Consider the following 22,190-nt stretch of genomic DNA (forward strand, 5'->3'; position numbering starts at 1 on the left):
AAACGCAAGATGTCCAACTGGCCCCTCAAGCGCGCCCAGCACCACAACTGGCCACCACCACAACCAGCAACACCAACCGTCACCCCGCGCGACACAACCTAAAGTCACCAGCATTGGGCCTAGCCCCGGACGAGCGCGCCGCCACCGCCGCACCGGCATCCCGCTCGGCCTGCCTGCCCGATCCCGTCGGCCGGCGCGACGCCAGCGCCATGTCCGTGCGGCTGCCGACGTGACCGGGGGTGCCCGAGTCAAGCGGATCGGTCGTCCTCGGCGAACTCGGCGGCGTCGGGAAAGACGCTGGTGCTGGTGCGTCCCGACAGCCGGCCGACCAAGGACTCGGCACGACTGTCCGGACGGCCGCGCCGCATGTCAGTGACGGGTGCTTCCATGGCGCCATGAGCACCGTGCACGAGACTGCCGCCCTCCTTCCGGACCCCGCCCGACTCCGTGCACATCTGCGCGCCCTGGCCGTCCTGGACGCGGCGATCGGCGACGATCCGCAGTTCTGCCAGTACACCTTCGACTGCACCTGGGGCCCCGGCGTGGAGGCGGCCCTCATGGAGAACGGCTCGGGGGACGACTTCTCCGTCCTGTTCACCCCGGCCTGCGTGCTCATACGCGGCTTCGACCACGAGTCGGAGATGAGTCCGTACGCGACGGACGACGAGCAGGTCTGGCCCGGTGTCATCGACGAAGTGCCCGCCGCACTGCGCCCGCTCCTGGACGAGCCCGCCTTCCGCGACGAGGGCATCGACGCCCCTCGGGTCACCGCCTGCCTGTGGTGGGAGAGCGGCGACACCGCCTGGCGCACCGGCTCGGCCATCGCCTTCCCGGATGGCAGCGAGGACCCGGACGGCTCCGGTTTCCTCTTCCACCTCCTCGCGGACCGCTCCCCCGAGGCCGTCCAGGCCCACTTCGAGGGCTACTACGAGCGCCCGGTCCCCCTCGACGCCATCCGCCACGTCCTCACCGGACACCCCCTCACCCCTGCGGTCGCCAGGGCCCTCAACCCGGTCGCCCTCTCGGACGACGCACTCCTCCGAAGGATCGCCGCGCACCCCGAGGTCGCCACCTACCTGTCCTGTGACGGCGAGTTCGACCTTGCCCGCACCGACCCGATCGAATCGATCGCCCTGCCCAACGGGCTCCCGGTGGAGGCCGTCGCCGGCTGCAACGCGGGCGGCACCCACTACCTCTGCGGCCCTGCCGTACCCGACGGCCCCCGCCCCGTGCTCTACACCGACTCCGAGGGCCGGGCCTCTCTCATCGCGGACTCCCTCGCCGACGCCCTGACCCTTGTCATCGCACTGCCGTCCTGGCATGACGCCCTGGCCGGCTTCCGCCCCCCGGCCCTCAACTCCGACTACCTCGGAGACCACCCGGACCACCCCGCCGTCCGCGACCGCCTTCTCGCCGCGCTTCGACTGCCCCCGGCCACGGACCAGGAAGTCCTGGACCGCCTGCTCGCCACCGCCGCTCGCACCGTCCCCGACGGATTCCTCCCCCACGTTCCCGGGGAGGAGGAGCCCGCCTTCGAGCCGATGGTCAACCCATCTGCCGAACAAGCCGGACGCAACCCGCACTGACACTGCGTCACGTGTCCGGCGCTCAGCCGGCCCGGCGATGCCGAAGCGGTCGGATTCTGCCGCTCCTCGGCGCACGGAGTCAGCCCAGAACCAGCACGACCCACCCGAGGAAGCCGGCACCGAGTCAGCGCGGCAGAAATTTGTCCAGCACATCCAGCACGCACAGCTGCAACGAAGGAGGCTCACCCTTCTCTCCAGCGCCTGTTGTGTACACATAGGACACTCGGTACGCTTGAGCACATGACACAGCCGCTGCCCGTAGAGTCCATCCGCGACGTGCGTGCACACCTCGCCGAGGTCGTGGAGCGTGCCGACCGGGACGACGTGCCCACGGTGATCACACGCCGCGGCAAGGAGGTGGCCGCCGTCGTCTCCATCGAGGTGCTGCGCAAGTACCAGGAGTGGGAAGAGCGCGAGATCAACCGGATCATCGACGAGCGCATGGCCAACCCCACGCCCGGCATCCCGATCGAGGACATCATGAGGGAGACACTGGCGCGCAGTGAGTGAGTACCGAACCGTCTTCCGCCCCGAGGCGCAGGCCGAGCTTCGGAAGATCCCCCGCGGTACGGCATTGCGCATCCTGGCCAAGCTGACCGAGCTCGAAAGCGATCCGCTCGGCTTCAACACCACCGCACTCGTGTCCCAGCCGGACCGCCGCCGACTGCGAGTCGGCGATTACCGCGTCGTCTACACGATCGACAACGGGGAGCTGGTGGTCTGGGTCGTTCACGTGGGGCACCGATCCACCATCTACGACACCTGATCGCGACTGACCGCACGTCGGAATATCCAGCACCCATCCAGCACGGTGACGACGAAGGGGCCGGACTGTCAGAGTCCGACCCCTTCCGACTTGCGCGTTTGACTCGCTGCCTAACACGCAGCAAGCGAATGACTACACCTTGAAGCGGAACGTCCACCACAACGCTGTGACCTGCGAAAACGTCGATTTCAGCAGGTCAAGTCAGCACAGAATCAGCACGGTGACGCGGACCCGCAACCTGCGATCAGTAGTGGTATCGGGCGGCCAGAACGATGATCTCCCGGTCCGTCACCAAGTAGACGAGGCGGTGCTCGTCATCGATCCGCCGCGACCAGGCCCCAGGCAAGTGGTACTTCAGCGGCTCCGGTTTGCCAATCCCGGTGAACGGATCACGCAGAACGTCCTCGATGAGCTTGTTGATCCGAGCGAGCATCTTGCGGTCGTTCTTGAGCCAGGACGTGTAATCCTCCCAGCCGCTCTCCTCGAAGACGAGCCTCACGCGGCACCCTTCTCGACATCCGCCGCATCAGGGTCGATGAGCTCCCGCTCGGAAAGCCCTATGCCGCCAAGAGCATTCTCGTACGCCTTCAGCAAGCGGCGAGCGTTCGCCGGCGAGCGCAAAAGGTAGGAGCCCTCGCGCAGTGCGGCATAGTCATCGGCCGACACGAGCACGGCGTTCCCGTGCTTGGAAACGATCTCGATGGCCTCGTGATCGTCATTGACCTTCTTGATCAACGGGAAGAGGGCCTTGCGCGCCTCGCTGGCAGTGATCGACATCGACCGTGCTCCCTCCATGACTAGTACCACATAACGTACCACTTGCAGAGGGTCGAGCGGACTGGAGAACTCAGCACCAAGTCAGCACGAGAAAGAGAGCGGGGCCCGCCTCAAGAGAGGCGGACCCCATTCGACCTGCACATTTGACAGGCCAACCTAGCTTAATGCAATCAGACGATCACACGTTGAAGCGGAACTCCACGACGTCGCCGTCCTGCATGACGTAGTCCTTGCCCTCGATGCGGGCCTTGCCCTTGGCGCGGGCCTCGGCGATGGAGCCGGCCTCGACCAGGTCGTCGAAGGAGATGACCTCGGCCTTGATGAAGCCCTTCTGGAAGTCGGTGTGGATGACTCCGGCGGCCTCGGGGGCGGTGGCGCCCTTCTTGATGGTCCAGGCGCGGGCTTCCTTGGGGCCGGCCGTCAGGTAGGTCTGCAGGCCGAGGGTGTCGAAGCCGACGCGGGCGAGGGTGGCGAGGCCGGGTTCCTCCTGGCCCATCGACTGGAGGAGTTCGAGGGCCTCGGCGTCGTCGAGCTCGATCAGCTCGGACTCGATCTTGGCGTTGAGGAAGATCGCCTCGGCCGGGGCGACGAGCTGGCGCTGGGCGTTCTTGAAGTCCTCGTCGGCCAGCTCGGCCTCGTCGACGTTGAAGACGTAGAGGAAGGGCTTGGAGGTCAGCAGGTGCAGGTCGCGGATCGGGGTGGTGTCGAAGCCCGCCTCGAAGAGGGTCTTGCCGGTCTCCAGGATCGCCTGTGCGGCCTCGGCGGCGGCGAGCACGGGGGCGGTGTCCTTCTTCAGGCGCGCCTCCTTCTGCAGGCGCGGCAGGACCTTCTCGATGGTCTGGAGGTCGGCCAGGATCAGCTCGGTGTGGATGGTCTCGATGTCGTCCTTGGGCGACACCTTGCCGTCCACGTGCACCACGTCCGGGTCGGTGAAGGCGCGCACGACCTGGCAGATCGCGTCGGACTCCCGGATGTTGGCCAGGAACTTGTTGCCCAGGCCCTCGCCCTCGCTGGCGCCGCGCACGATGCCCGCGATGTCGACGAAGTCGACGGTGGCCGGGAGGATGCGCTGGGAGCCGAAGATCTCGGCGAGCTTGGTGAGCCGCTCGTCCGGGACGCCGACGACGCCGACGTTCGGCTCGATGGTGGCGAACGGGTAGTTGGCCGCCAGCACGTCGTTCTTGGTCAGGGCGTTGAACAGGGTCGACTTGCCGACGTTCGGCAGGCCGACGATTCCGATCGTGAGCGACATGAAGCGCAGTCCCGTGGGCTTGGAGGAGTTGGGTCGGCACCGTACGGGCCGACCCCCAAGTCTACGGGCAGCGCCTGCGCCGCCCTACGCCTCGGTCGGCGCGGGCGCCGGCTCGAGGAACTCGAGGCGGTTGCCCAGCCTGTCGTCCGTGTGGAAGCGCCGGTGACCGGGCAGGTCGTGGTCCCAGCGCACCTCGTGGCCGTGCGCGGTGAGCCGTGCCGCGAGGGCGTCCAGCGAGTGCACCAGGATGCCCGGGTGGCCCTTGCGGGACGGTCGGAAGTCCGGGGTCACGCCGAGGTGCACCTCGACTCCGCCGCCCCGGAACCAGCAGCCGCCGCGCGCCTTCAGCACCGGCGGCTTCTCCAGTTCCGTCATGCCGAGCACACCGGACCAGAAGGCGCGGCACTCGTCCTCGGCGCCGGCCGGGATGTCGAGCTGGACGTGGTCGATGCGTTCGAACGTGAAGTCGGCACCCATGAGCTCCCCCGGTGCGATGATGCGACGATCTTGGTGCGTCGACTCGTCCGGGCAGGTCAGACCCGCCGAGCGACGATCACAGGAGTACCCCATCCGGGGACACGGGACAAGACCTGAACGGTCCATTACACAGTGTGGCGATGATCGGACCGTACGTTGGGCGGGTGGAGCAGAGGATCCGAACCCAGCCGCCAGGGCCCAGACGCCGTCCGCAGCACCGGCCGGCCGCGCCCGCCGTCCCCGGTCCCGGCCGGGCTCCCGAGAGCGCCGGAGCCCCTGCCGACCGCGCGCCCGCCGACCGTGCCCCCGCGTCCTCGCGGCTGCGCCCGGTGGCCGGCCGCCAAGCCCCGCCCCGCCCGTCGCCCGGGGGGCGGCTGCGGGTGTACGGGCGGCGCCGGACCGGCCGCCCGACCCGGCTGACCGCCGTCGGCACGGGCGTGGCCGCCGTGCTGGCGACGCTGGGGGTGGCGGCCGTGGACCGGCTGCTCTTCGACGACCTCGGCTGGCTGTTCGGCCTCGGCTACCTGGTGGTGTGCTTCCAGCTGGCCGTCCGGGTCCGCTACGCCGACCTGCTGGCCGCACCGATCAGCGGGCCGATCGCCTTCGCCGCCGCGCTGCTGGCGCTCGCTCCGGTCGGCTCCCCGGGTGCCACCGCCCAGGTGGTGGGGCTGGCCACCGGGCTGGCGCTGCGGGCCGGCTGGCTGTTCACCGGGACCGGCCTGGCCGCGCTCATCGTGCTCGCCCGCTTCGTCGCCCAGCGCCGGATCCACCGGTCCCGCTGACGTCCGGCGCCCCGCCGGCTCCCGGGCCCGGCGCGGCGGTCCCGCCGGTGCCGGCGGGGCCCTCAGCCCGGCCCCGGCGGGACCCTCAGCCCGCCGCCCGGGCCGCCGCCATGGCGGCTCCGACGATGCCGGCGTCGTTGCGCAGCTCGGCCGGCACCACCCGCGCCCCGCGCGCCCTCAGCAGCGGCAGGAACTTCTCGTGCTTGCGGCTCACCCCGCCGCCGATCACGATCAACTGCGGCGAGAAGAGCATCTCCACCAGGTCCAGGTACTCGTCGACCCGCCCGGCCCACTGCTCCCAGTCCAGCCCGTGCCGTTCCTTGGCCGCCGAGGAGGCCCGGCGTTCGGCGTCCTTGCCGCGCAGCTCCAGGTGGCCGAGCTCGGTGTTGGGCACCAGCGTGCCGTCCACGAACAGGGCGCTGCCGATGCCGGTGCCGAAGGTGAGCACCAGGACCACGCCGCGCTCCCCGTGCCCGGCGCCGTGGGCCATCTCGGCCAGCCCGGCCGCGTCCGCGTCGTTGAGGACGGTCGCGGGCAGGTCCAGCGCCTCGCGGAACAGGCCCTCGGCGTCCAGGCCGATCCAGCCCTTGTCCACGTTGGCCGCGGTTCTGGTGTGCCCACCGACCACCACGCCGGGGAAGGTCAGCCCGACCGGCCCCCGGTGGTCGAAGTGCCGGACCACCTCGCGCACGGCGGCGACCACGGCCTCGGGCTCGGACGGCTGCGGGGTGAGCACCTTGTAGCGCTCCTGGGCGAGCACGCCCCGGGCGAAGTCGACCGGGGCGCCCTTGATGCCCGAGCCGCCGATGTCCACGCCGAATACCGCCGTCATCACTCCGCCCTCCGCGTTCCGCCGCGCGTCTTCCCGCCCGCGGCCCGCTCGTCGTCCACAGCCTGTGCACAAAGCTACGAGAGGGCGCACGGCCACGCACAGCGAAACGGCGCGCAGGGGCCGGGAAAGCACGGAACCCGGTGCCCCCGCCGGGGGCACCGGGTTCCGCGGGAGGATCAGAGCTTGCCCGCGGCCTCGGCGCGCAGGTCGCGGCGCAGTTCCTTGGGCAGCGAGAAGGTCAGGTGCTCCTCGGCGGTCTTGACCGTCTCGACCGTGTCGAAGCCGCGCGCGGCCAGGAACTCCAGCACCCCTTCGACCAGGATCTCCGGCACCGAGGCGCCGCTGGTCAGACCGACCGTGGTGACGCCCTCCAGCCAGGACTCCTGGATCTCCTCGGCGAAGTCCACCAGGTGGGCGGCCTTGGCGCCGTACTCCAGGCCGACCTCGACCAGGCGGACCGAGTTGGAGGAGTTCTTGGAGCCGACCACGATCAGCAGGTCGGTCTCCTCGGCCAGCTGCTTGACCGCGACCTGGCGGTTCTGGGTCGCGTAGCAGATGTCGTCGCTGGGCGGGCTGACCAGCGCCGGGAAGCGCTTCTTCAGCTCGCCGACGGTGGCCATGGTCTCGTCCACCGACAGGGTGGTCTGGGACAGCCAGACGACCTTGGACTCGTCCCGGACCCGCACGTTGGCGACGTCCTCGGCGCCGTCCACCAGGTGGATCCGGTCCGGGGCCTCGCCCATGGTGCCGATGACCTCCTCGTGGCCCTCGTGGCCCACCAGCAGGATGTCGAAGCCCTCGTCGGCGAAGCGCACCGCCTCCTTGTGCACCTTGGTGACCAGCGGGCAGGTGGCGTCGATGGTGGCCAGCTTGCCGGCCCGCGCCTCGTCGTGGACGGACGGGGCGACACCGTGCGCCGAGAAGACCACGATCGAACCCTCGGGCACCTCCTCCGTCTCGTCGACGAAGATCGCGCCCTTCTTCTCCAGGGTCTGCACCACGTACTTGTTGTGGACGATCTGCTTGCGGACGTAGATGGGCGCCCCGTACTGCTCCAGGGCCTTCTCCACGGCGATCACGGCGCGGTCGACGCCCGCGCAGTAGCCCCGGGGGGCGGCGAGCAGGACACGGCGCTGCGCGGTGTTGGACATGGCTCCATCGTACGGGCGGCCGCGCACCGCACCTCTCGGGGCGGGCAGCCGCGCCGACGGGCCGCACTTTCCGGTCTGATCCGGTCGCAAGTGCTCAAATGTGATGTCTATGAGCACCGTGAGCGAGCAGGCGACGCCGGGCGGCCTGCGCCGCAGTCTGGGCGTCCGCGATCTGATGGTCTACGGACTGCTGTTCATCGCCCCGATGGCCCCGGTCGGCGTGTTCGGCGTGCTCGACGCCAAGAGCCACGGGGCCGTGGCCTCCGTCTACCTGGCCGCCACGGTGGCGATGGGCTTCACCGCCCTCTCGTACGAGCAGATGGTGCGCGCCGTGCCGCAGACCGGCTCGGTCTTCGCCTACGCCCGCGCCGGCCTGGGCGAGGGGCCGGGGTTCATCGCCGGCTGGATGGCGATGCTGGACTACCTGCTGATCCCGGCGGTCGCTTACCTCTTCTCCGGGATCGCGCTGCACTCCCTGGTGCCGGACGTCCCGCGCTGGGTGTGGACGGCGCTCGCGGTCGTGGTGACCACCGCCCTCAACCTGATCGGGGTGCGCACCGCCGCCGTGGTCGGCTTCGCGGTGCTGGCGCTGGAGGTCGCGGTGCTGGTGGTGTTCGTCGCGGCGGCGGCGGTGGCGCTGGCCCAGGACGGCGCCCGGCGCGGCTGGGACACCCCGCTCACCGCCGTCGGGGACTTCTCGCTCACCGCGGTGGTCTCCGCGGTGTCCGTGGCGGTGCTCTCCTACCTGGGCTTCGACGCGATCGCCACCTTCGTCGAGGAGGCGGTCGGCGCCTCGGCGGCGGTCGCCCGGGCCGTGCTGTGGTGCCTGGCGCTGGCCGGGGTGCTGTTCGTCGCCCAGACCTACCTGGCGGCGCTGCTGGAGCCGATGACCCCGCAGCAGCTGGCCGCCGATCCCGGCGCCCAGGGCTCGGCCTTCTACGACACCGTGGAGAGCAGCACCGGGCACTGGCTGCACGTGCTCGTGGCGTCCAGCAAGGCGATCGGGGCGGCCTTCGCGGCTCTGGCCGGGCAGGCGGCGGCCGGACGGCTGGTCTACGCGATGGGCCGGGACGGGCGGCTGCCGCGGGCGCTCGGCTCGGTCGACCCGGCGAGCGCGGTGCCGCGCCGGGCGCTGCTGGCGGCGGCGGTGATCACGATGGCCGCGGCGGTCTGGGCGGCCGAGCGGGACGACGGGCTGGACCAGCTGACCTCGGTGGTGAACGTGGGCGCGCTGACGGCCTTCGCCCTGCTGCACGCCTCGGTCATCGGCTGGTACACCGTGCGGCACGGCTCGCGGGACCGGCTGCGGCACTTGGTCGTCCCGCTGCTGGGGATCGCGGTGATCGGCGCGGTGGTCTACGAGGCCTCGACGACGGCGCAGGTCGCCGGGCTGGTCTGGCTGGCGGTCGGCCTGGTGGTGCTCGGCGTGCAGGGCGCCGCCGCGCCGGGTCCGCGCCGGTGACGCCGCCCTCCACGCGGGTCAGGCCCCCTGGGCACCGGTGACGCCCCTTCACACCGGTGAAGCCCCTCCACGCCGGTCAGACCGCCTCGACGAGGGTGAGGCCCCTCCAAGCCCCGTAGCGGCCCCGGCGCCGGTCGGCGGCCGCGCTGTCGGCCCGCGCCGCTAGCCTCGTACGCATGGCCAACACCAGCTCCCCCGAAGCCCCGCTCCCGGTCGGCAAGGTCTCCGCGCTGATCGGCGGCTGGATCGACCGGCTCGGCGCGGTGTGGGTCGAGGGTCAGATCACCCAGCTCAGCCGTCGGCCCGGGGCGGGCGTGGTGTTCCTGACCCTGCGCGACCCGCAGGCCGACGTGTCGCTCACCGTGACCTGCTTCCGCTCGGTGTTCGAGCAGGTCGCGGACGTGGTGCAGGAGGGCTCCCGGGTCGTGGTGCACGCCAGGCCGGAGTGGTACGCGGCGCGCGGGCAGCTGTCGATGCGGGCGTCGGAGATCCGGCCGGTGGGCCTGGGCGAGCTGCTGGCCCGGCTGGAGCAGCTGAAGCGGCGGCTGGCCGGGGAGGGCCTGTTCGCGGCCGAGCGCAAGCGGCCGCTGCCGTTCCTGCCGCAGTGCATCGGACTGGTGACGGGGCGCGGCTCGGCGGCCGAGCGGGACGTGCTGGAGAACGCCCGGCGGCGCTGGCCGGCCGTGTGCTTCGAGGTGCGCAACGTCCCGGTGCAGGGGGTCAGCGCGGTGGAGCGGGTGAGCGCGGCCGTCCGGGAGCTGGACGAGCACCCCCGGGTGGACGTGATCATCGTGGCCCGGGGCGGCGGCAGCGTGGAGGACCTGCTGCCGTTCTCGGACGAGGGCCTGGTGCGGCTGGTGGCGGCCGCCCGGACACCGGTGGTCAGCGCGATCGGGCACGAGCCGGACCAGCCGTTGCTGGACTTCGTCGCCGACCTGCGTGCCTCCACGCCGACCGATGCCGCCAAACGGGTGGTTCCGGACGTGGGCGAGGAGCTGGCCAAGGTCCGCCAGCTGCGCGACCGGGCCCGTCGGCACGTGCTGGCCAGGGTCGACCGCGAGCAGCACGGGCTGGACGGGCTGCGCAGCCGCCCGTCGCTGGCCGCCCCGCACCGGATGCTGGACGGGCGCGGCCAGGAGGTGGACGGCCTGCTGGAGCGGGCGCGCCGCACCCTGCGGCACCGGCTGGACCACGCGCAGAGCGACCTCGGGCACACCCTGGCCCGGGTGGTCGCGCTGTCCCCGGCGGCGACGCTGGAGCGCGGCTACGCGGTGCTGCAGCGGGCGGACGGCGCGGTGGTGACGGATCCGGCGCAGGTGGCGGCCGGGGAGGAGCTGCACGCCCGGGTCGCCGGCGGCGGCTTCGGCGTCACGGTGGACGCCGGGCCCGGCACGGCGGGCGTCGAGTAGTCACGGCCCGCGTCACCCCAACCCGCGGCACCCCGGCCCGCGTCGCGCTCGCCTGCGCCGCCCACGCCTGCCCGCCCACGCGTGCGCCGCCCTCGCCTGCCCGCCCACGCGTGCGCCGCCCGCGCCTGCCCGCCCGCGTCCGCGCCGCCCCAGCCCGCGCACGGGCGCTCGCTGTCGGCGCCAGCCCCTACGCTGGCACCCATGGCAGAGCAGCAGGAGCAGGAGCGGAAGGACGCGGCGGCGCCGACCCCGGACGATGCGCTGGGCTACGAGCACGCCCGGGACGCGCTGCTGGACGTGGTCCGGCAGCTGGAGAACGGCGGGACGTCGCTGGAGGAGTCGCTCGCCCTCTGGGAGCGCGGCGAGCAGCTGGCGAAGGTGTGCCAGCGCTGGCTCGACGGCGCCCGGGCCCGGCTGGACGCCGCGCTGGCCGCCGAGGAGGGCGGGGCCCCGGGTGGGGAGTGAGCCCCGTCACACCCCCTTGGGGAATCGTTGAATCTTCACCTATGTTGGTGGAGGTGATCGGCCGAGCCGGTCACACCGACGAACCCCCTCCCGCATGAGGTGCAGAAGCATGACCACCGACGCCCTGGTACTCGACGCCGCCGCTCAGGACCTCCTGTTCCGCGAGGCCCGCACCGCGAACAGCTTCACCGACGAGCCGGTCACCGAGGAGCAGGTCCAGGCGATCTACGACCTGGTCAAGTACGGCCCCACCGCCTTCAACCAGCAGCCGCTGCGCGTCGTCCTGGTCCGCTCCGCCGAGGGCCGCGAGCGCCTCGTCCAGCACATGGCGGACGGCAACAAGGCCAAGACCTCCGCCGCGCCGCTGGTCGCCATCCTGGCCGTGGACAACGAGTTCCACGAGGAGCTGCCGACCCAGCTGCCGCACTTCCCGCAGGCCAAGGACATGTTCTTCTCGGAGCGCGCCGTCCGCGAGCAGTCCGCCGTCCTGAACGGCGCGCTGCAGGCCGCCTACTTCATCATCGGCGTGCGCGCGGCCGGCCTGGCCGCCGGCCCGATGACCGGCTTCGACGCCGAGGGCCTCAACAAGGAGTTCTTCGGCGACGGCGAGCACTCGGTGCTGGCCGTGGTCAACATCGGCAAGCCGGGCGACGACGCCTGGTTCCCGCGGTCGCCGCGCCTGGAGTACGACCAGGTCGTCACCACCGTCTGAGCGCACCTCGCGACGGCGAAGGGCCCGCACCGGTTCGTCCGGTGCGGGCCCTTCCGCGTCCTCGGGCCTGCGCGCCCCGCCGTTCGCCGGCCGTGCGCCCCGCCGTTCGCCGGCCGGCCGCCGCCCCGTACCGCCGGCACGACGCGCCGGCCGCACGCCGCCGTGCGCGGTGCCCGGTACTACTTGAGCGCCTGGGCCAGCTCGGCCAGTTCCTCGTAGGAGGCGGTGCCGGTGATCACGGTGGCCGCCGAGCCGGTCTGGGCGGCCAGCGCCCGGCTCTTCTCGCCCTGCACCCTGTCCCAGGTGCGCCCCGCGGCGTCCGAGGTGCCGTCCGGCTGCCCGCCCGCGACCTTGTCGGCCAGCAGCCGGTCCCGGGGGACGTCGGCCTGCTCGACCGCCGCGTACTGGCCGGAGGGCGTCACGAAGCCCAGGTGCCAGGCGTTGCCCTTGCCGGAGTTCAGGTCGGCCGGGGTGTAGCTGACCGAGGTGGCCCGCCACGTGCCGGGCAGCCCCTCCGGGGAGAGCAGCGGATACGGCGCGGCACGCTTCGCCGAAGCCGCCGCCACCTTGTACTCGACCATGTGCACCGGGTCGCTGTCGGCGTCGTGCGGGAGGAACAGGTACCCGATCCAGACGACGAGACCGACCGCCAGCATCGACAGGACCATGTCCCGTACGGTCTGCCGACCCCTCATGCCCTTGCTCTCTGCAGCCACCCCCACATGGTGACTCATCCACCTTCCGGTCGGGTCACCCGGGGTGTCCACGTCCGGGTGAAGCCGGACGAACCAGTGCTTTTCGTCACAGGGTGGCGACCCGCGGCACAGACAGTCATCTCGTGGGCAGATACGATCGCAGAACCCTCACCACGGCGTTCGACCTGGCAGTAGTCGGGCGCTCACTGGCCGTCGCGTACAGAGAGGTAACGACGATGACCACGCAGTACCCGCACCACCTCCCCAGTGCCCTGGAGGTCGCGCCCGAGGCTCCGGACCGGAACCTCGCGCTCGAACTCGTCCGGGTCACCGAGGCGGCCGCCATGGCCGCCGGCCGATGGGTCGGCCGCGGCGACAAGAACGGCGCGGACGGTGCCGCCGTGAAGGCCATGCGCACCCTCGTCTCGACCGTCTCGATGAACGGCGTGGTCGTCATCGGCGAGGGCGAGAAGGACGAAGCCCCGATGCTCTACAACGGCGAGCGGGTCGGCGACGGCACCGGCGCCGAGTGCGACGTCGCGGTCGACCCGGTGGACGGCACCACGCTGACCGCCAAGGGCATGAACAACGCGGTGGCCGTGCTCGCCGTCGCGGACCGCGGCACCATGTTCGACCCCAGCGCCGTGTTCTACATGGACAAGCTGGTCGCCGGCCCGGAGGCCGCCGAGTTCGTCGACATCACCGCCCCGGCGGCCGTCAACATCCGCCGGGTCGCCAAGGCCAAGGGCAGCGCCGTCGAGGACGTCACGGTGGTCGTCCTGGACCGCCCGCGCCACGACGGCCTGGTCCGGGAGATCCGCGAGGCGGGCGCCCGGATCAAGTTCATCTCCGACGGCGACGTCGCCGGCGCCATCATGGCCGCCCGCGAGGGCACCGGCGTCGACCTGCTGATGGGCATCGGCGGCACCCCGGAGGGCATCATCGCGGCCTGCGCGATGAAGTGCATGGGCGGCGTCATCCAGGGCCGGCTGTGGCCCAAGGACGACGCCGAGCGGCAGAAGGCCCTGGACGCCGGACACGACCTGGACCGGGTGCTCACCACCGACGACCTGGTCAGCGGCGAGAACGTGTTCTTCGTCGCCACCGGCATCACCGACGGCGAGCTGCTGCGCGGTGTGCACTACCGCTCGGAGACCGCCACCACCAGCTCGCTGGTGATGCGTTCCAGGAGCGGCACGATCCGCGAGATCAACTCCGTCCACAAGCTGGCGAAGCTGCGGGCCTACAGCGCGATCGACTTCGACCGCGCCAACTGACCCGCGCGCGACGGTTCGCGGCGCGGCCTCGGCGGAATCCCCCTCCGCCGAGGCCGCGCCGCGTTCCGCCCGCCGCACCGCCCTCCGGAGGCGACTGCCGTCCCGCCGGAGGCGGATGCCGTCCCGCCGGAGGCGGATGCCGTTCCGCGGGGACGGCTGTCGCCCGGTGGACGCGACGCGTCGTCGACCCGCCGTCAGCCGGCTATCCGGCTCCCGGCCGCACCGACCCGGGCCGCCTCGCGCAGCTCGGCGTCCCGGCGGCGGCGCCGGGCCAGCACCACCCGCCGCTCGGCGGCCGTCAGCCCGCCCCAGACCCCGTACGGCTCCGGCTGGGCCAGCGCGTGCTCCCGACACTCCAGCAGCACCGGGCAGCGGGCGCACACCTGCTTGGCCTGCTCCTCGCGCGACAGCCTGGCCGCCGTCGGCTCCTTCGACGGAGCGAAGAACAGCCCCACCTCGTCCCGTCGGCAGGCCGCACCGGTGTGCCACGGGTCGTCCTCCCCCGCGGCGCCGACCGGGCCGCCCGGGGGCTGCGGCTGCGGGCGGACGGCCGGACGGCGCTCCAGCAACCGGGCGGGGGCGACTGGCGAAGTGGGGCGGGACTCGATCGGATGCAGCACGGCCGTACTCCTGACGAGGCTCTCGGACACGGGGGAACCTCGCTCCGCTGCCCGGCTGCGAGCCCCCGCTAGTCCAACCCGGGACCGGCCGCTGGGCCGCCTCCGGTGCGCAGCCGTACAAGAAGCGATGTGCGGGGTGACCTACCCCGCCCGACCGCGATTCATGCACACTGCACGCAATCGACTACGGAGTGCACTGGCGCAACGATGAACGCCCGGCCGGGAGTTGATGACCGGCCGGGCATTTCACCGGCGAATTCCGGTCAGTCGGTGCCGAGTTGCTTGCGGACCCACTCCTTGAGCTTCTTGCCCCGGCGCGGCTTGGCATTGCAACCGCCGAACAGTGCAACGCCCTTGACCCGCACCACCGGAGCGTACGGATCCGCCGCGGTCTGCTCGCGGACGTCGAACCCGCCGAAGATGCCGACCCCGGAGCCGTGCAGGCTCACGTTCTCCGGCACCCGGATCTCCACCCCGCCGAAGATCGCCGTGACGGTGATCTCCACCTCGGGGGACTCGAACACCGCGTCGCTCAGGTCGATCTCCACCCCGCCGAACGCGGTGAAGGCCGTGACGTGCGAGCCGACCCGCCAGCGGCCCTTGCGGGCGGCACCACCGAAGATCGCCACCACCGACGGCGCCTCCTGGCGCGCGGGCGGCGCCGGCGCCGGCGCGGAGGCCGGCGCCGGGGCGTCCAGCGGCCGCTTCTCGAAGGAGAGCGGGCGGTGGGTGGGCAGGTCCCGGGTCAGCGGCGCCAGGTCGCCGAAGGTCTTGGCGGCGTACGCGGCCCCGATCCGCTCGGCGTGCTCGTCCGCGTCCAGCCGGCCCTCGGCGTAGGCGTCCCGCAGCAGCTCCGCGACCCGCTCGCGGTCGGCGTCCGAGACGCGCAGCTCGGCCTCCGCCACCGGGGCGTGCAGGGGCTGCGGCTTCGCCAGGGGCTCGGGCCGGGGCTCGAGTCCGGGTTCGGTCATCGGTACGGGGGCCGGCACCGGCGGCTGCCCCGGCTGGTCCTGCGACGGCGAGTTGTCCACGGCCCAAGCCTAGTCGCTCGCACTGGTGCCCGAGTGAGCCCCGTCACGCAAGGCTCACCTGTCCGCATGCGCGCGATCGGCGGGTCCTACCCTGGATGGTGCTTCGCCGACGCAGCCGGATCACTGGACACCTAAGGACCGCCCCGATGGCTCCCACGCCAGACTTCGAGTACAGCGACCTGCTCCCCCTGGGCGCTGACCCGACCCCGTACCGCAAGCTGACCTCCGAGGGTGTCTCCACCATCGAGGCCGGCGGTCGCACCTTCCTCCAGGTCGAGCCCGAGGCGCTGCGGCTGCTCACCGCCGAGGCGATGCACGACATCTCGCACTACCTGCGCCCCGCGCACCTCGCCCAGCTGCGCCGCATCCTGGACGACCCGGAGGCGAGCCCGAACGACCGCTTCGTGGCGCTCGACCTGCTGAAGAACGTCAACATCTCGGCCGGCGGCATCCTCCCGATGTGCCAGGACACCGGCACCGCGATCGTCATGGGCAAGCGCGGCCAGAACGTGCTCACCCGGGGCGGCGACGAGTCCGCCATCGCGCGCGGTGTGTACGACGCCTACACCAAGCTCAACCTGCGCTACTCCCAGATGGCCCCGGTGACCATGTGGGAGGAGAAGAACACCGGCAACAACCTGCCGGCCCAGATCGAGCTGTACGCCACCGACGGCGACGCGTACAAGTTCCTCTTCATGGCCAAGGGCGGCGGCTCCGCCAACAAGTCGTACCTGTACCAGGAGACCAAGGCGATCCTGAACGAAGCGAGCATGCTCTCGTTCCTGGAGCAGAAGATCCGCTCGCTCGGCACCGCCGCCTGCCCGCCGTACCACCTGGCCATCGTGATCGGCGGCACCAGCGCCGAGTTCGCGCTCAAGACCGCCAAGTACGCCTCCGCGCACTACCTGGACAACCTGCCGACCTCCGGCAACGCCAGGACCGGCCACGGCTTCCGCGACCTGGAGCTGGAGGCCAAGGTCACCGAGCTGACCCAGAAGATCGGCATCGGCGCCCAGTTCGGCGGCAAGTACTTCTGCCACGACGTGCGCGTGGTCCGCCTGCCGCGGCACGGCGCCTCGCTGCCGGTCGCGATGGCCGTCTCCTGCTCCGCCGACCGCCAGGCGCTCGGCAAGATCACCGCCGAGGGCGTCTTCCTGGAGCAGCTGGAGACCGACCCGGCCAAGTACCTGCCGGACACCACCGACGAGCACCTGGACGACGACGTGGTGCGCATCGACCTCGACCAGCCGATGTCCGCGATCCGCGCCGAGCTCTCCAAGTACCCGGTGAAGACCCGGCTCTCGCTCACCGGCACCCTGGTCGTGGCCCGGGACATCGCCCACGCCAAGATCAAGGAGCGCCTGGACGCCGGCGAGGGCATGCCCAAGTACCTCCAGGACCACCCGGTCTACTACGCGGGCCCGGCCAAGACCCCCGAGGGCTACGCCTCCGGCTCGTTCGGCCCGACCACGGCCGGCCGGATGGACTCCTACGTCGACCAGTTCCAGGCGGCCGGCGGCTCGATGGTCATGCTCGCCAAGGGCAACCGCAGCAAGCAGGTCACCGACGCCTGCGCCCGGCACAGCGGCTTCTACCTGGGCTCCATCGGCGGCCCGGCCGCCCGCCTCGCCCAGGACTGCATCAAGAAGGTCGAGGTGCTGGAGTACGCCGAACTCGGCATGGAGGCCGTCTGGCGCATCGAGGTCGAGGACTTCCCGGCCTTCATCGTCGTCGACGACAAGGGCAACGACTTCTTCCGCGAGACGACGGAGGGCCCGCTGATCACCAACCTGCGGGTCCGCTCCAAGGAGTAGTCCGCCCGCAGGAACCCCGGCAGCCAGCCGCACCCGACCGCCCCGGACGCGCCCCGCGCCCGGGGCGGTCGCGCGTCGCACGGCGGGTCGTCCGGGGACCGTCACCCCCGCCGGGGGCCGAGCCGGCCCGACCGCCGCTACGCGTCGAAGTCGTACTCCAGCACGTAGGAGGCGGCGTCGAGGATCATCTCGTTGAGCTCCACCACCTGGCCCTCGTCGGCGAAGGCGGTGCGGCAGATCAGGATGACCGGGGTGCCGGCGGAGAGTTCCAGGCGGGTCGACTCCTCGGCGCTCGGCATGCGGGAGCGGACCTCCTCGCGGAAGTGCACGGGCTTGGCGCCGATCTCGGCGAGCCGGGCGTAGGTGCCGCCGGGGCCGGTGTCCTCCCGGGTGATGGCCGTTCCGGCGACCAGGACGGCCGGCAGGTACGACGTCGAGAGCAGCACCGGCTTGCCGTCCAGGACGAAGCGGCGGTGCCGCACGCACATCGGCATGCCGGGGTCCACCCCGAGCACCCGGGCGACGTGCTCCGGCGCGCCCTGCTCGGTGACGGAGACCTGGTCGACCACCAGGCTGCGGTTGTCGATGTCCGCGGACCATATCGACCGGCCGGAGCCCCACTGCCCCTGCGCCAGCCGCTGGATGCCGCGCCGGCGCAGCGGCCGGAAGTCCCGGACGAACACCCCCGCGCCCCGGCGGGCCTCCGCGATGCCCTCGCTCTGCAGGACGCCGAGCGCCTGACGGGCGGTCATCCGCGCGACGCCGTACTCGTCCATCAGGTCGTTCTCGCCGGGCAGCCGGTCACCGGCGCGGTAGCGGCCGCCGTCGATGGCCGCCCTCAGGGAGTCGGCGATCCGCTGGTACTTGGGCTGCTTGTCGCCACTGCTGCCGGTCATCGCCGCTCCCTCTCCGCCGTCAATCCTAGGGGCGCCCGCGGTCGCCGGTAAGGAGATACGACCGTTGACATCTCTAGAGATATTAGCTTCTCTAGAGATGCTGGCCAGTCGCCTACCGGAGCGAGGAGCAGCACGGTGAGCATCCGACACCACGACACCCGGGCCTACCGGCCGCAGGTGGGCGAACTCGTCCTCGACCGCAGGACCGGACGCACCGGCGTCTACATGGGCACCATCGGCGGCGAGCACTACCTGCGCCCCGAGGGCGGCGGCCGCGAATGGACGGCCGAGCCCAGCCACGTCTCACCCGTCCCCGAGCCCCGCGATTCGGCTGATTGAGATCGGCGCCGTAATTGCGGTGAAACCCACGCAAACCACGGCATTCGGGACCAGGTAATCCCCCCGCTGAATCCGGAATTCCGGAACACCGCGCATCCGCCGCCGGGCACGTTACGGATGACGCCGGTCACCATGCGTGCACCACGGGCGCTAATCGGCCACCGCGGTGCACCCGCACACGAATTGGCGCGCACATAACCGGCAGCGCCCCGCGCCCGGACGGGGACGCGGGGCGCACGGGCCGGAAGGGCTTACGGGTGGCCGCCGATGACGCTCTCCGGCCGGTAGGGGCCGCCCGGTTCACCGGTGGCCGGTGCGGGGTCGTCCACGTGCTCGTCGCCGAACAGGTCGTCCTCGAGCGCGGCCTTCTGCGCGTCGGTCGGAGCGGTGTACTCGGTCGGGTTCGAGGACACGGCCACCGCGCCCTCGACAGCCTTGCCCGCCTCCACAGCGGCGGCCGGGGCCTCGGACGTCGCCGCATTAACGGGCGCCGCCGGCACCGGGGTCTCGCTCTGGTCGTTGGCCATTGGGCGGCCGCCTTTCGGTCATCAAATGTGTCCAGCCCGACCTCCGTGGCGCGGGCGCGCGGACAGTATCGTAGGGTTGATTAAATGTCCGATAAACATCGTGCGGCTTGCGGCGCCGTCCGGCGGAGTCGGGCGTCCGCCTAAGCTGAACCGCCACGGCGGACCGCCGAGCGCCCTTTCGCGGAATCGACACCACAGGCCATCGGGGGACTTCATGGAGCTTCGGGAGACGCCGCAGGCCCCTGCGCTGCGCTTCCAAGTCCTCGGTCCGGTCCAGGCCTGGCTCGACGGCAGACCCCTCTCGCTCGGCTCTCCCCAGCAGCAGGCGGTCCTGACCACCCTTCTCCTGCACTCCGGACGGCCGGTCACCACCCAGGACCTGGTCGACGCCCTCTGGGGGGACCGCCCGCCCACCCAGGCCGTGGCCGCGCTGCGCACCTACGTCTCCCGGCTGCGTTCCGTCATCGAACCCCGGCGGGAGGTCCGCCGCCCCGCCGAACTGCTGGTCTCGGTCGCCGATGGCTACGCCCTGCGCATCCCCGGCGAGTCCCTCGACCTGGCGGTCTTCGAACGGCTCTCCGGCGAGGCCGCGGCCGCCCGCGCCTCGGGCGACAAGCGCGAGGCGCACCGGCTGCTCGCCCAGGCGCTCGACCTGTTCAGCGGCCGCCCGCTCACCGGCGTCCCCGGGCCCTACGCCGAGGCCCAGCGGCTGCGGCTGGCCGAACGCCAGGTCGCGGCCGCCGAGGAACTGTGCGCCGCCGCCCTGGACATCGGCCTGCACGCCGAGATCGTCGGCGACCTGAACAACCTGACGGCCGAACACCCGCTGCGCGAGCGGCTGCGCGAACTGCTGATGCTGGCGCTGTACCGCTGCGGACGCCAGGCGGAGGCGCTCGGCGTCTACACCGACACCCGCAAACTGCTGATCGAGGAGCTCGGGGTCGAACCGGGCGCGGGCCTGTCCGCGATGCACACCCGCATCCTGGCCGCCGACCCGGAACTCGTCCTCCCGGTCGCGCCCGCCCGGGCCGCCCGCGAGGACGGTCCGGCCGCACCTCCCCCTCCGGCCCAACTCCCGGCGGACGTATCGGACTTCAGCGGCCGCAGCGAGCTGGTGAGCGACCTCTCGGCAGTCCTGATGAACGCCACCGGCCAGGCCGTGGTGGTCACCTCACTGGCCGGCATCGGCGGTGTCGGCAAGACCACCCTCGCGGTGCACGTCGCCCACCGCGTCCGCTGCGAGTTCCCGGACGGGCAGCTGTACGTCGACCTGCGCGGCGCCGGCGCCTCACCGGCCGACCCGGTGGTCGTGCTGGGCGACTTCCTGCACGCCCTCGGCGTCACCGACGCCCCCGACTCGCTGGACCAGCGCGCCGCCCTCTATCGTTCGCTGCTCGCCAACCGCCGGATGCTGATCCTGCTCGACAACGCGCGCGACGCGGACCAGATCCAGCCGCTCATCCCCGGGGTCTCCGGCTGCGCCGTGCTCGCCACCAGCCGATCCCGGCTGGCCGACATCCCCGGCGCCCAGCTGTTCGACGTCGAGGAGCTGACCCCGGCCGAGGCACTGGCGCTGTTCTCGGCCATCGTCGGCGAACACCGGGTCCTCGCCGAGCCGGAGGCGGCCATGAAGGTCGTCACCGCCTGCGGCTTCCTGCCGCTGGCCGTCCGCATCGCCGCCGCCCGGCTGGCCAGCAGACCGCGCTGGAGCGTCTCCGACCTGGCCAGTCGGTTAGCCGACCAGCGCCGGCGGCTGGACGAGCTCCAGCTGGGCAACCTCGCCGTGGAGACCACCATCGGGCTCGGCTACGGACAGCTGTCCCCGGCCGAGGCCCGTGCCTTTCGGCTGCTCGCCCTGATCGACTCCCCCGACGTTCCGCTGGCGGCGGCGGCCGCACTGCTCGGTGTGGACGAGCGCACCGCCGAGGACCTCGCGGAGGCGCTGGTCGAGGCGAACATGCTGGAGTGCTTCACCCCCGGCCGCTACCGCTACCACGACCTGCTCCGGCTCTACGCCCAGCGGCAGAACGAGCGGATCGGGGACGCCGAGGAGCAGGAGCGGGCGGTGCTGCGGCTGCTCGACCTGCTGATCCCGACCGTCCGCAACGCGGCCCAGGTCATCGAGCCGGACGACCCGCTGCCCGAACTGCTCACCCCGCTCACCTCGCCGGGGCTCGGCCTGCCGACCAGCCGGGCCGCCGGGGACTGGCTGCGGACCGAGGGCTCCCTGCTGCTCAGCGCCGTCGAGGCCGCCGCGGGTGGCCCCGGCGCCCTGCAGCGGGCGGCCGTCGACCTGCTGAACTACCTGTTCAGCATCGACCCGGACCCGACCCGCGGCCCGCGCGTCCTGCCGGTCCTCCAGGCCATGGGCGAGGACGCCCAGCGCCGCGGCGACTCGGCCGGGATCGCCCGGGTGTACTTCGCCCTCGGCACCCTGCAGTCCATCACCAGCGACTTCCACGGGTCGGAGCAGTCCTTCCGCCGGAGCCTGGACCACCAGACGGCGGACGAGCCGACCGTGCTGCTGCTGGCCACGGCGAACATGCTCGGCGTCATCCTGAGCGTCGGCAACCGCCCGGCCGAGGCATTGCCCTTCCTGGAACAGGGCCGCGCCATCAACCGGCAGGTCGGCACGTCGATCGGCGAGGCCCGGATCGTCAGCAACATGGCCCGGGTGCAGCACCGGCTCGGCATGATCGAGACTGCCGTCCAGTCCGCCGGCGAGGGTGTCGCCGCCGCACGGGCGTCCGACAACGGCCCCCTGCTCGCCCAGACGCTCTACCAGCTCGGCGTGGTGCTCTCCACCGCCGAGGCCGTCCCGCACCTGCGCGAGGCCCACCAGCTCTTCCGGTCCCAGCAGAACGCGCTCTGGGAGGGCTACGCCCTGGCCCGCCTGGCCTCCGCGCTCCTCGCCGCGGAACAGCCGGCCGAGGCCGCCGAAGCCGCCGGCGAGTCGCTCGCGATCGGGCAGGACATGGGGTCCGCCTACTGCCAGGGCCTGGCCAACGCCGCCCTGGGCGAGGCACTGCTCGCGCTGGCCCAGCCGGCCCGCGGGCTGGCCTGCCTCCGGGAGGCGCACGCGATCTTCACGAGGCTCGGTGTGCCGGAGGCCTCACCCGTGGCGGACCTCATCTCGCGCCAGCACACCGAGCCCGTTCCCTCTCCCCCCGCGCCGTGAGGTGCCCGCCCCCCGACGGGGCACCTCCCCCGATCCGCGCGTCGGCGCAACCGGCTCGGAGAGACATACGGTGACCGGTTCGCGTCCATGCCCAACCCCTGCGGGCCGGGACGGTGCCCTGGTACATCCACGGCACCGCCGA

24 protein-coding genes are annotated in these 22,190 nt (G+C 72.1%); 13 read left to right on the forward strand and 11 right to left on the reverse strand.

The window, feature by feature from the left end; all coding sequences use genetic code 11:
* The 4 genes from ABT247_RS18645 to ABT247_RS18660 all read left to right on the forward strand — a co-directional run.
* Window positions 1–233, forward strand: a 233-nt coding sequence (locus ABT247_RS18645; protein WP_350743888.1) for a hypothetical protein, incomplete at its 5' end; no start/stop codon positions are given.
* A gap of 162 nt (window positions 234–395) precedes the next feature.
* On the forward strand, window positions 396–1,586 hold the full coding sequence (locus tag ABT247_RS18650) for a hypothetical protein (protein ID WP_350743889.1): 1,191 nt from the start codon (window positions 396–398) through the stop codon (window positions 1,584–1,586).
* Between the two features lie 240 nt (window positions 1,587–1,826).
* Window positions 1,827–2,096 carry a type II toxin-antitoxin system Phd/YefM family antitoxin gene (locus ABT247_RS18655; RefSeq protein WP_350743890.1) on the forward strand — a complete coding sequence of 90 codons (270 nt, stop codon included), beginning with the start codon at window positions 1,827–1,829 and terminating at the stop codon, window positions 2,094–2,096.
* Window positions 2,089–2,352: a type II toxin-antitoxin system RelE family toxin gene (locus ABT247_RS18660; protein WP_350743891.1), complete on the forward strand. Its 264-nt coding sequence runs from the start codon at window positions 2,089–2,091 to the stop codon at window positions 2,350–2,352. The genes ABT247_RS18655 and ABT247_RS18660 overlap by 8 nt, the downstream gene beginning before the upstream one ends.
* Before the next feature lie 244 nt (window positions 2,353–2,596).
* Here ABT247_RS18660 and ABT247_RS18665 read toward each other — a convergent pair whose 3' ends face one another.
* The 4 genes from ABT247_RS18665 to ABT247_RS18680 form a co-directional block, all read right to left on the reverse strand.
* Window positions 2,597–2,851 carry a Txe/YoeB family addiction module toxin gene (locus ABT247_RS18665; RefSeq protein ID WP_350743892.1) on the reverse strand — a complete coding sequence of 85 codons (255 nt, stop codon included), beginning with the start codon at window positions 2,849–2,851 and terminating at the stop codon, window positions 2,597–2,599.
* The gene (locus tag ABT247_RS18670; protein WP_350743893.1) at window positions 2,848–3,129 is read right to left on the reverse strand and encodes a type II toxin-antitoxin system Phd/YefM family antitoxin; all 282 of its coding nucleotides are present in this window, start codon (window positions 3,127–3,129) and stop codon (window positions 2,848–2,850) included. The genes ABT247_RS18665 and ABT247_RS18670 overlap by 4 nt, the downstream gene beginning before the upstream one ends.
* Window positions 3,130–3,307: 178 nt before the next feature.
* Window positions 3,308–4,381 (reverse strand): redox-regulated ATPase YchF, encoded by a 1,074-nt coding sequence (gene ychF, locus ABT247_RS18675; protein WP_350743894.1) that lies wholly within the window; start codon window positions 4,379–4,381, stop codon window positions 3,308–3,310.
* 84 nt (window positions 4,382–4,465) lie between these two features.
* Window positions 4,466–4,858 (reverse strand): VOC family protein, encoded by a 393-nt coding sequence (locus tag ABT247_RS18680; protein WP_350743895.1) that lies wholly within the window; start codon window positions 4,856–4,858, stop codon window positions 4,466–4,468.
* 329 nt (window positions 4,859–5,187) lie between these two features.
* On the opposite strand from ABT247_RS18680, the gene ABT247_RS18685 reads away from it, so the two are divergent.
* Window positions 5,188–5,640, forward strand: coding sequence for a DUF6542 domain-containing protein (locus tag ABT247_RS18685; protein WP_350743896.1), 453 nt, complete (start codon window positions 5,188–5,190; stop codon window positions 5,638–5,640).
* 85 nt (window positions 5,641–5,725) lie between these two features.
* Here the strand turns inward: ABT247_RS18685 and ppgK are convergent, their stop codons facing one another.
* Both ppgK and ABT247_RS18695 read right to left on the reverse strand, forming a co-directional pair.
* The gene (ppgK, locus tag ABT247_RS18690) at window positions 5,726–6,472 is read right to left on the reverse strand and encodes a polyphosphate--glucose phosphotransferase (RefSeq protein ID WP_350743897.1); all 747 of its coding nucleotides are present in this window, start codon (window positions 6,470–6,472) and stop codon (window positions 5,726–5,728) included.
* Between the two features lie 176 nt (window positions 6,473–6,648).
* Window positions 6,649–7,623 carry a 4-hydroxy-3-methylbut-2-enyl diphosphate reductase gene (locus tag ABT247_RS18695; RefSeq protein ID WP_350743898.1) on the reverse strand — a complete coding sequence of 325 codons (975 nt, stop codon included), beginning with the start codon at window positions 7,621–7,623 and terminating at the stop codon, window positions 6,649–6,651.
* Between the two features lie 109 nt (window positions 7,624–7,732).
* Between ABT247_RS18695 and ABT247_RS18700 the strand changes: the two genes are divergently transcribed.
* The 4 genes from ABT247_RS18700 to ABT247_RS18715 all read left to right on the forward strand — a co-directional run bounded on the left by ABT247_RS18700 (window position 7,733) and on the right by ABT247_RS18715 (window position 11,671).
* The gene (locus ABT247_RS18700) at window positions 7,733–9,085 is read left to right on the forward strand and encodes an APC family permease (RefSeq protein ID WP_350743899.1); all 1,353 of its coding nucleotides are present in this window, start codon (window positions 7,733–7,735) and stop codon (window positions 9,083–9,085) included.
* 176 nt (window positions 9,086–9,261) lie between these two features.
* Window positions 9,262–10,494, forward strand: a complete 1,233-nt coding sequence (xseA, locus tag ABT247_RS18705; RefSeq protein ID WP_350743900.1) for an exodeoxyribonuclease VII large subunit — start codon at window positions 9,262–9,264, stop codon at window positions 10,492–10,494.
* Between the two features lie 201 nt (window positions 10,495–10,695).
* On the forward strand, window positions 10,696–10,959 hold the full coding sequence (locus ABT247_RS18710) for an exodeoxyribonuclease VII small subunit (protein ID WP_350743901.1): 264 nt from the start codon (window positions 10,696–10,698) through the stop codon (window positions 10,957–10,959).
* 109 nt (window positions 10,960–11,068) lie between these two features.
* Window positions 11,069–11,671 carry a malonic semialdehyde reductase gene (locus ABT247_RS18715; RefSeq protein ID WP_350743902.1) on the forward strand — a complete coding sequence of 201 codons (603 nt, stop codon included), beginning with the start codon at window positions 11,069–11,071 and terminating at the stop codon, window positions 11,669–11,671.
* Between the two features lie 179 nt (window positions 11,672–11,850).
* Here ABT247_RS18715 and ABT247_RS18720 read toward each other — a convergent pair whose 3' ends face one another.
* Entirely contained in the window at window positions 11,851–12,387 is a 537-nt protein-coding gene (locus tag ABT247_RS18720) for a DUF4245 domain-containing protein (RefSeq protein WP_350743903.1), read from the reverse strand.
* Between the two features lie 215 nt (window positions 12,388–12,602).
* Here ABT247_RS18720 and glpX point away from each other — a divergent pair, with 215 nt between their 5' ends.
* On the forward strand, window positions 12,603–13,643 hold the full coding sequence (glpX, locus tag ABT247_RS18725; protein ID WP_350743904.1) for a class II fructose-bisphosphatase: 1,041 nt from the start codon (window positions 12,603–12,605) through the stop codon (window positions 13,641–13,643).
* Window positions 13,644–13,837: 194 nt separating this feature from the next.
* Here glpX and ABT247_RS18730 read toward each other — a convergent pair whose 3' ends face one another.
* Both ABT247_RS18730 and ABT247_RS18735 read right to left on the reverse strand, forming a co-directional pair.
* Window positions 13,838–14,212 (reverse strand): WhiB family transcriptional regulator, encoded by a 375-nt coding sequence (locus tag ABT247_RS18730; RefSeq protein WP_392894681.1) that lies wholly within the window; start codon window positions 14,210–14,212, stop codon window positions 13,838–13,840.
* A gap of 314 nt (window positions 14,213–14,526) precedes the next feature.
* On the reverse strand, window positions 14,527–15,234 hold the full coding sequence (locus tag ABT247_RS18735; RefSeq protein ID WP_392894680.1) for a DUF1707 SHOCT-like domain-containing protein: 708 nt from the start codon (window positions 15,232–15,234) through the stop codon (window positions 14,527–14,529).
* Window positions 15,235–15,440: 206 nt separating this feature from the next.
* Here ABT247_RS18735 and ABT247_RS18740 point away from each other — a divergent pair, with 206 nt between their 5' ends.
* The gene (locus tag ABT247_RS18740) at window positions 15,441–17,108 is read left to right on the forward strand and encodes a fumarate hydratase (protein WP_350743907.1); all 1,668 of its coding nucleotides are present in this window, start codon (window positions 15,441–15,443) and stop codon (window positions 17,106–17,108) included.
* 137 nt (window positions 17,109–17,245) lie between these two features.
* Here the strand turns inward: ABT247_RS18740 and ABT247_RS18745 are convergent, their stop codons facing one another.
* Entirely contained in the window at window positions 17,246–18,004 is a 759-nt protein-coding gene (locus ABT247_RS18745) for a GntR family transcriptional regulator (RefSeq protein WP_350743908.1), read from the reverse strand.
* A 135-nt stretch (window positions 18,005–18,139) separates the two neighbouring features.
* Between ABT247_RS18745 and ABT247_RS18750 the strand changes: the two genes are divergently transcribed.
* Entirely contained in the window at window positions 18,140–18,343 is a 204-nt protein-coding gene (locus ABT247_RS18750; protein WP_350743909.1) for a hypothetical protein, read from the forward strand.
* A gap of 251 nt (window positions 18,344–18,594) precedes the next feature.
* Here ABT247_RS18750 and ABT247_RS18755 read toward each other — a convergent pair whose 3' ends face one another.
* Window positions 18,595–18,870 (reverse strand): hypothetical protein, encoded by a 276-nt coding sequence (locus tag ABT247_RS18755; protein WP_350743910.1) that lies wholly within the window; start codon window positions 18,868–18,870, stop codon window positions 18,595–18,597.
* A gap of 214 nt (window positions 18,871–19,084) precedes the next feature.
* On the opposite strand from ABT247_RS18755, the gene ABT247_RS18760 reads away from it, so the two are divergent.
* Window positions 19,085–22,048, forward strand: a complete 2,964-nt coding sequence (locus ABT247_RS18760) for an AfsR/SARP family transcriptional regulator (protein ID WP_350743911.1) — start codon at window positions 19,085–19,087, stop codon at window positions 22,046–22,048.
* The last annotated feature ends 142 nt before the right edge of the window (window positions 22,049–22,190 follow it).

It is taken from the genome of Kitasatospora sp. NPDC001539 (assembly GCF_040298565.1).
In the GTDB taxonomy this organism is placed as follows: domain Bacteria; phylum Actinomycetota; class Actinomycetes; order Streptomycetales; family Streptomycetaceae; genus Kitasatospora.